This window comes from Psittacicella gerlachiana, assembly GCF_003585965.1.
In the GTDB taxonomy this organism is placed as follows: domain Bacteria; phylum Pseudomonadota; class Gammaproteobacteria; order Enterobacterales; family Psittacicellaceae; genus Psittacicella; species Psittacicella gerlachiana.
This window is the reverse complement of the sequence record NZ_NRJF01000127.1, coordinates 1-8,614: the sequence shown is the minus strand read 5'-3', so window position 1 is coordinate 8,614 and position 8,614 is coordinate 1. Positions and strand designations below refer to the sequence as shown.

The window sequence follows — 8,614 nt, the reverse complement described above, 5'->3', positions numbered from 1 at the left end:
ATAAAAAAAGAAGTTGAGCATTGTATACTCAACTTCAGACTTGTCTCAACTTAAAATATATACATGTATCTACTCAATAGTATATCTATAATTTTTTATAATCCAAGATTAAAAATTCCTACCCCTAGCTAAACTCTTGAAAAACAGCACAACTCTTTTTATATTTCCTCCCACTCAAGAATTATTTTTCTCACCTTAAAGAAAAGAAAAAGCTTACTCCTCAGAAAATAACCTTAATTTTTATAAGGTTATTACCTAAACGCAAAATTTACCCAAAAGCATAAGTTTGCATTTCTTGGGATCTAAAGCTAACTCTGAACAAAATTATTTTGCTCAAAAAACTTCAAACGAAAAAAAATTTAAATTTTTTTGTTTAGATACTATTATTTTTTTATTTTTTGTATATAATAAAAATATAAAGATTATAACTCTTTGATAAAAACACTATAAAAACGATGATTTGCTTCGGTTTTATCGGATCTAAAATGATCTTAAATATCAAAAATCAGAGTTCTTACCATCAATTAACAAGGTAATTAAGATTTACCGGTTAATCCCCGTATAAATTATTTTTTATATTTTTAACTTTAGGAAACACACCTAAACAACCGTTTACCTCTAGCAAGAAGAGGTAAGTAGGTAATACGACTGGTCATCGTATTACTTATTCAGACTTGTATAATTGTAAGTGCCAATTATACAAGTAGTAGAGCTTTTAGGTCTTAAGCTCTCTGTGATGTGTAAAGTGAATTAGATTGCATGTAGCATTGCTACATGCAATTATTTTCGTCTTAAAAGCTTTCTCTTCAAGAGGAAGCTTTTTTTCTAAGCTAAATTTAGGATTACCCCTAGGAAGTAATTTTTTGCCTCTACAAGTTGTATAGTTATTCTAATATTACCCCCTAACTCCATCAAAAGATTTTAAAACAAATTCAGTAGAATGCCTCCAACAAACTTAAGCTTAACTTTTAAAGTTATCAATTGCTTTAAGCTTTGCACAAGTAGCTCTATAGGCACTAACCAAAACAGAATTAATTAAGGCAATTTTATCTTTAAATTTTCGACATTAAAGCCTCAAATTTATAGTACAAGGGAAAATATTTTCATTTCTTTTAACTAAAAAACAAAAGGTTAAAATATTTTCCTCTTGGATTTTAGCAGTTAGTACCCTATAAAATAAATGTAAAGAAATTAGCTAATAAATTAAAAAATCAAAACATGGAGAAAACTCATAAACCTACCTATAACTTCTAAATATACTTTTTTATAGGTAAATTTAAAAAACCAAGAATTATTTTTATACTATAAGTTTTTAAATTTGTTCAAATGTTAATTATTTTAATCGAAAAACGTTTATACCTCTAAATCAATAATACATTCTGAGATTAAAATAATCAGGCAACAAAATACCTAACACAAAATAAGTAACAACACTAAATAAAAAACCTAAACAACAAACAAAGCAAAGTTAATTTTAAAATATTCATATTCTAACCTTATAAAGGAAAGCGCCCGCTTTCCTTTTTTTTAAGCAAAAAAAATAGGTAAGGAAAACTTCCTTACCTTAAAATGCTTACTCTTTACGTAAACTATAATTTTTTCTTAAAAATTATCTTGTAAATATTACATTTCTTCTCACAAGATAATATTTATCTGAGGATAACTCAAAACTCAAAGCAACAAAAAAAGTTGTCTTTAACTTTACTCGTGAGCTTACTCAGCTAAGAGTTTTTCTTTTGCCCATAGATCAGCATAGGTTTCACGTTCTCTAATCACATGTACCTGCTCATCATCCACTAAAACTTCAACACATTTTGGACGTGAGTTATATTGCGATCCCATAGAAGCACAATAAGCCCCTGAACCACGCATTGCAAGTAAATCTCCTTGTTGAATACGTAGTTGACGATTCTTACCTTGGAAATCTCCCGTTTCACACACAGGTCCTACTACATCATAAAGTTTTAGTTCAGACTCTGGATTTTCAATTACGGTAATAATATTCATAAATGCACTATATAGGCTTGGACGAATATTATCATTCATTCCCGCATCAACTATTGCAAAGTTTTTTCCAAGATTATCTTTAGTAAACTCTACTTTATAAACAAAGATCCCTGCATTTGCTACAATTGAACGTCCTGGTTCAACGACAATTTGTAATTCTCCCACATCTTCAAAAAGATCTGCAAGTTCTTCATAAGCTGCATTAATTAACTCATTTGGTAAAGGTGGAGCTTCTTGAGAATAGGTTACTCCTAACCCCCCCCCTATATCTAAATGATGTAATTTAATCCCCGCAGCATAAAGTTGACGAATTAATTTCTTTAAAGCTCTAATCGCATCTATGTATGGAGAAATTTCTGTTAGTTGTGAGCCGATATGGAAATCTAAACCAACAATTTTTACGTGTTCCATTTTTTCCGCACGTAAATACTCATCAAAAGCAGTCTCTACAGGAATCCCGAATTTATTTTCTTTTAAACCTGTAGAAATATATGGATGAGTATGAGCATCTACGTTAGGATTAATACGGAAACTAATCGGTGCTACTTTACCTAAGCGACCAGCAACTGTATTAATCCGATCTAATTCCATTGCCGACTCTACATTAAAGCAAAGAATACCAGCTTCTAGAGCCATAGTAATTTCTTCTTCAGTTTTTGCTACCCCAGAGAAAATTACTTTACTTGGATCTGCTCCTGCAGCCATAACACGAGCTAACTCACCACCAGAAACTATATCAAAACCTATATTTTGCTTTGAGAGTAACTGTAAGATTGCTAAATTTGAGTTAGCTTTAACCGCATAACAAATTAAACCATTACGTCCTGCAAAAGCCTGCTTAAATGCTTCAACGTGACGTAATAAAGTGGCTTTTGAATAAATGTATAAAGGTGTACCATAATCTGCGGCAATTTTACTAACAGCTACATTTTCCGCATATAATTCACCATTTTGATATCTAAAAAAATCCATGAGTTCTATATTTAATATAAATTTAGCTCTAACCGTAGATAAAAATTTATTTACGGTTGATAAAGGGAAATCTGATTTGTAATTATACCATATTTAACCCCTAGGAAAAATCATCATCCTTAACTCTAAACCCAGCTTATTAATTAAGAGTTCTTAGACAAAGTAATATATTTGCTTACAATAAAATTTATTGGAGACCCATTTAACTAAATGCTCACTCTTGGCAAATCCTAACCTTATCGATTCTTGGCTCTTATCTTCTCTACTTTATTCTGACTCCAAAACAGCTTCCAAATTTTTTTATTTCAATGCTTTTGACTCTTGTAGCTAAGCTTATACAAACTCCGAAACTCTCTTACAAAGTTAACTTAATTTTCCCTTTTTCCACTCTACCACAAACAGTCATTTGGTAGTTTATTTTTATAAAACAAACTACCATTTTAAACAAAAACTTACATTTTATTCTTATTTTTACTCTTATCTAGATGATTTTTTAGAGTCTTGATTTGCTGTTTAGTTTCTTAACTCAAACTTTTTATAAAAATTTTTATCATTTGATAATTTTTTGCTAAATTGGAGATCGCAAATGATAATTTTTTACAAAATATTAGTTTTTTTTGTCTTTTTTATTCCTCTACCCCCTTTGCAAAGATTTTTCTTGTGGCATAATACCAAGAAATTATTTTTTAGCAACTAACAATTCTTGCTTACTTTAAGCATAAGTCTACTGGTAAAACTAAAAAAGTATTCCCGTGCTTTCTTTTACCAGTTTGCTATTCTCACTAATAGCATTATTTTCTCCCTTTGATTTGGTAATTTAAATCTCCCAGTGTTTACTTAACACTGCTAAGAATAATTTTTTATAGCAAAGGCATAACATTGAGTTTTAATTTGTACTTCACAAATTAAAACTTTTTTTAAATTTAATTTTTTTAGAGAGATCTCCCCATGACCCGACAAGCAAAACATACTCAAGAACTTAGCCGTGAACACCTCCTCGATATTCTTGCTGTAGCTCGTAATGAGCAAGAAGCTGATTTACGTATTGATAATGTAAAAATTATGAATCTCATTAGTGGAGGCTATCTTGATGGTCCAATTGTTATCAAGCATGGAACAATTGTCGGCTTTGGTGCGCAATATCAAAATCATCCCGCTAGCCAAGTTATAGATGGACAAGGACACACTGCAGTACCAGGATTTATTGATGCACATATGCACATAGAATCTTCCATTATGACTCCGCAAGTATTTGAATCTTTAACCTTGCCTTTAGGGTTAACCACCATTGTCTGTGATCCTCATGAAGTAATTAATGTCATCGGAACTACAGGTTTAGATTGGTTCTTACGTTCTTCTGCCCAAGCTTACCAAAACCAATTTATTCAAATGAGTTCGTGCGTTCCCGCTTTACCTAACTGCGAAGTAAATGGAGCTGAGTTTACTGTAGAGCAAATGAAAGATTACATTGATAATCCTTATGTACTTGGCTTAGCAGAAATGATGAACTTTCCAGGGGTAATTAATGGAGACCCTCTCGTACTCGATAAAATGCAACTCTTTAGTGGGATGGCAATTGACGGTCATGCTCCCACTGTTTCTGGACGTCAACTTGATGCTTATTTAGCAGCCGGCGTAAACAATGATCATGAGTGTACAACTAAAGAAGAAGCTCTAGAAAAACTCGCTAAAGGGGTAACGGTATTTATGCGTGAGGCTTCGGCAGCTCGTAACCTTGATGCCTTGGCTCCAATTTTAAATGAATACTCTTCTGCAGCTATTTGTCTCTGTACTGATGATGTAACCCCTTATGATATGGTACATACCGGACATATAGATGCAATGGTACGTCGTCTGATTCAAAAACATGGCGTTAAACCTCATTTAGCTTATCGTGTTTCTTCATATACCACAGCACAACACTATGGCTTACGTCGCCTAGGTCTAATTGCTCCTGGGAAAAAAGCTGATATAGTTTTAGTTTCAGATGTAGAAAACGTAACCATCTCTAAAGTATTTATTGGAGGACTAGATGTAGCAAGTTTAGATTTAGTAGGGCAAGCACCTGCTCGTCTTGCTGCTTCAAACCCACCAACCTTTAATTCAGTAGTTCGTACTCCAGTTACTGCACAAGACTTTAGTTATAACTTTGAAGTCGGAAAAAAATATCGTGCAGTTGAAGTAATTCACAATGAAATTATTACTGGTGAAGAACATCTAACTTGTATTGGTCATGATGCTCAGGGGAATGCGATTTTTGATAAACCGGCAGCCTTATTAACTACTGTAGAACGCTATGGACAACAAATTAAACCTGCTTTTGCTCTTGTTACAGGCACAGGTTTAACTCAAGGAGCTCTGGCTTCTTCGGTAGGACATGATAGTCATAACCTTACGGCCATGGGAGCTACAGCTCAAGATCTTGCTCAAGCAATTAATGCAATTATCGCTACCAATGGAGGCTTAAGTTGCGTCCTTAATGGCGAAGTTAAAGCTCACCTTGCTCTCGAAATTGCTGGCGTTCTCTCTACCGAAAGTGCAGCCTATGTACAACAAACAGTAGAAAAACTTAAAGAGGCTTCACGTGCTTGTGGGGTATTCTTACATGACCCATTTATGCAATTAGCATTTTTACCTTTACCGGTAATTCCAAAACTCAAACTTACTTGCAATGGTTTATTTGATGTAACTCAATTTAAATTTGTTCCTCTTGAAGTGGAATAAATTTCCCGATCTCTCTAACTAAAAAAGTTGACCTCAGGTTCGCACCTGAGGTTTTTTTTGGATTTAAGATGTTAAATTTATAATTTGGGGATTAAAGTTTAAGCACTTATTGTAAGCAATTAAATAAAAAAAGATGATCCTAAGACCATCTTTTTCCTATAAGCTTGATTATGTTGGTTTATATTTAGAAGAATACTTCATTAGTCGGAGCAGCTTCAACACTAAATGCTAAAGGCTCTACATCAGGAGTAGTATCTTCATCTACATAAGCTAGATTTTTAGTTACATTGATATATGAGTGTTCAGGAGCTTGACCACTAATAATTAAACGTGAAAGTGGATTTTCTAAGTAGTTAGTTACTACACGTTTTAATGGACGAGCACCAAACTCACGATCATAACCGATATCACATAAGTAATCTAAAGCTGCACTGTCAACTTTAAGAAGTAACTCTTGATAACGTAAGCGACTATTGAGACGATTGATTTGGATTTGAGCAATTTGTCTCATGTCCTCTTTTGCTAATGGATGGAACACTACTATATCATCAATACGGTTAAGTACTTCTGGTTTTAAGTGTTGTCTTAAAATTCCTAATTCCATTTCACGTAATTGTTCATATGGCATCTCAGAATTTTCCATAATCTCACGTGAACCTATGTTCGAAGTCATGATGATTACGGTATTACGGAAGTTCACCACTCTTCCTTGTCCATCAGTTAATTGACCATTATCAAGAATTTGTAAGAATACATTGAAAATATCTGGGTGAGCTTTTTCTACTTCGTCAAAGAGTACAATAGAGTAAGGATTACGACGTACCGCCTCAGTTAATTGTCCACCTTCTTCATAACCTACATAGCCAGGAGCAGCCCCAATTAAACGTGAAACCGTATGTTTTTCCATATACTCTGACATATCAATACGCACAATATTTTCATCATTGTCAAATAATTGATATGCTAAAGCTTTAGCTAGTTCAGTTTTACCTACCCCTGTAGTCCCTAAGAATAAGAAGCTACCAAGAGGTTTTTTATCATCTTGAATATGGGCACGTGAACGACGCACAGCATTAGCTACTACACGAATTGCTTCAGGTTGTCCGATAACATGTGCTCCAAGTACCGCTTCAAGATTTAACAGTTTTTCTTTTTCTGACTCTTGAAGTTTGCTTAATGGAATACCAGTTTGTTGGCTAATGATTTCAGCAATTTCTTTTTCGGTTACACGCGTACGAATTAATTGATAATCAAAGTCTTCGTTGCCTAATTGTTCTAAGCGTTTTTCAATTTCTGGAATATCTTGATAACGAAGACGAGAAGCGGTTTCATATTCCCCATTTTGTTGAGCACGCTCTGCTTCAAGTTTTAGTTTTTCCAGTTTTAATTTTAAATCTTGATCTGCATTTAAACGAGATTTTTCCGCATTGAGAATTTCTTTTAAAGAATCATATTCTTGTTCTTTTTCTTGAATTTCTGCTTCAATTTTTGCTAAACGTTTTTTACTATCTTCGTCTTCTTCTTTACTTAAAGCAAATTGAGAGATTTTTAATTCATCAATTGCATTATGTAAACGTACCATTTTGGTTGGCTCTGAAGAGATTTCCATACTAATTTTTGAAGCCGCTTCATCAATTAAGTCAATTGCTTTATCAGGTAAGGTACGATCAGTAATGTAACGATTTGAGAGTACAGCTGCCGCTACAATTGCAGTATCGGTAATTTGTACTTTATGGTGTAAAGAATATCTTTCTTTTAAGCCACGAAGAATATTAATAGTATCTTCAACTGTAGGCTCTTCAATCATTACTTTTTGGAAACGACGTTCAAGAGCTGAGTCTTTTTCAATATATTGACGATACTCATTTAAGGTAGTAGCCCCAATACAGTGAATTTCTCCACGTGATAATGCTGGTTTTAAGAGATTACCTAAATCCATGGCACTATCACCAGTTTTACCAGAACCAACAATTTGGTGGATTTCATCAATAAAAAGAATTACATTAGTAGATGAACTTTTGAGAGCATCTAACATTTTTTTGATTTTTTCTTCAAATTGACCACGATATTGAGTTCCCGACATTAATGCCCCTAGATCTAAGCTAAGAATACGAGCATTTTTTAAGCTTTCAGGAACCGCACCTTTCACAATTAATTGCGCAATACCTTCAACTACCGCAGTTTTACCTACCCCAGGTTTACCAATTAAAACAGGGTTATTTTTACTTCTACGTTGTAAAATCTGTAATGAGCGGTTAATTTCTTCATGACGCCCAATTACCGGATCAAGTTTTCCTTGTTCTGCAAGTTCCGTTAAGTCCACTAAGAAAGCTTTAACTTCATCAGAAAGAGCATTATCATCTGATGAATCTACGGTACGTCCTTGACGTAAGAATTTAATCGTAGCTTCAATATTTTTTGCAGTAAAGTCATCTTTTTGTGGCAGACTTAAGAAAATATTACGTAACGTATTATTATGATTAGTATCTTCTACTACCGCTAATAAATATAACTCGAGCGAAGCAAATTTATCTCCAAAACGAGTAGTTAAAACTAAAGCACGATTTAAGTGGTTACTAAGAATTGAATCAGCATCTTTTTGCATGCTATTGTCACTTACAGTAGGTAAGTTACCTAAAGCACGCTCAACCCCTTGGCTTACCGTTGCAAGATTAACTCCCATGGTGCTAAGTAAGCTTGAAAGAGGATTTGCTTGGCTTTCTAAAGCCGCTTTTACTAAGTGTAAATCAGTTACTTGAGCATGATGTGCTTGATCAGCAATTTGTTGTGCTCGTGTAAAAGTGTTAATAAGACTATTCGTAAATTTTTGTTCTGACATAATCTTGATACTTCCTTGTTTTATTTTTTGTTTTTATTTTTTTACTCTTATATTATACGCCTTGCCCTAGAT

At 33.5% G+C, this 8,614-nt stretch carries 3 protein-coding genes; 1 reads left to right on the top strand and 2 read right to left on the bottom strand.

What is annotated here, in order from left to right; all coding sequences use genetic code 11:
• Positions 1–1,713: 1,713 nt before the first annotated feature.
• Entirely contained in the window at positions 1,714–2,979 is a 1,266-nt protein-coding gene (gene lysA / locus CKF59_RS04825) for a diaminopimelate decarboxylase (protein WP_119534839.1), read from the bottom strand.
• 948 nt (positions 2,980–3,927) lie between these two features.
• Between lysA and adeD the strand changes: the two genes are divergently transcribed.
• Positions 3,928–5,703: an adenine deaminase gene (adeD, locus tag CKF59_RS04820; RefSeq protein WP_119534838.1), complete on the top strand. Its 1,776-nt coding sequence runs from the start codon at positions 3,928–3,930 to the stop codon at positions 5,701–5,703.
• A gap of 184 nt (positions 5,704–5,887) precedes the next feature.
• On the opposite strand, the gene CKF59_RS04815 is transcribed toward adeD, so the two are convergent.
• Positions 5,888–8,542, bottom strand: a complete 2,655-nt coding sequence (locus CKF59_RS04815) for an ATP-dependent Clp protease ATP-binding subunit (protein WP_119534837.1) — start codon at positions 8,540–8,542, stop codon at positions 5,888–5,890.
• Positions 8,543–8,614: the final 72 nt, after the last annotated feature.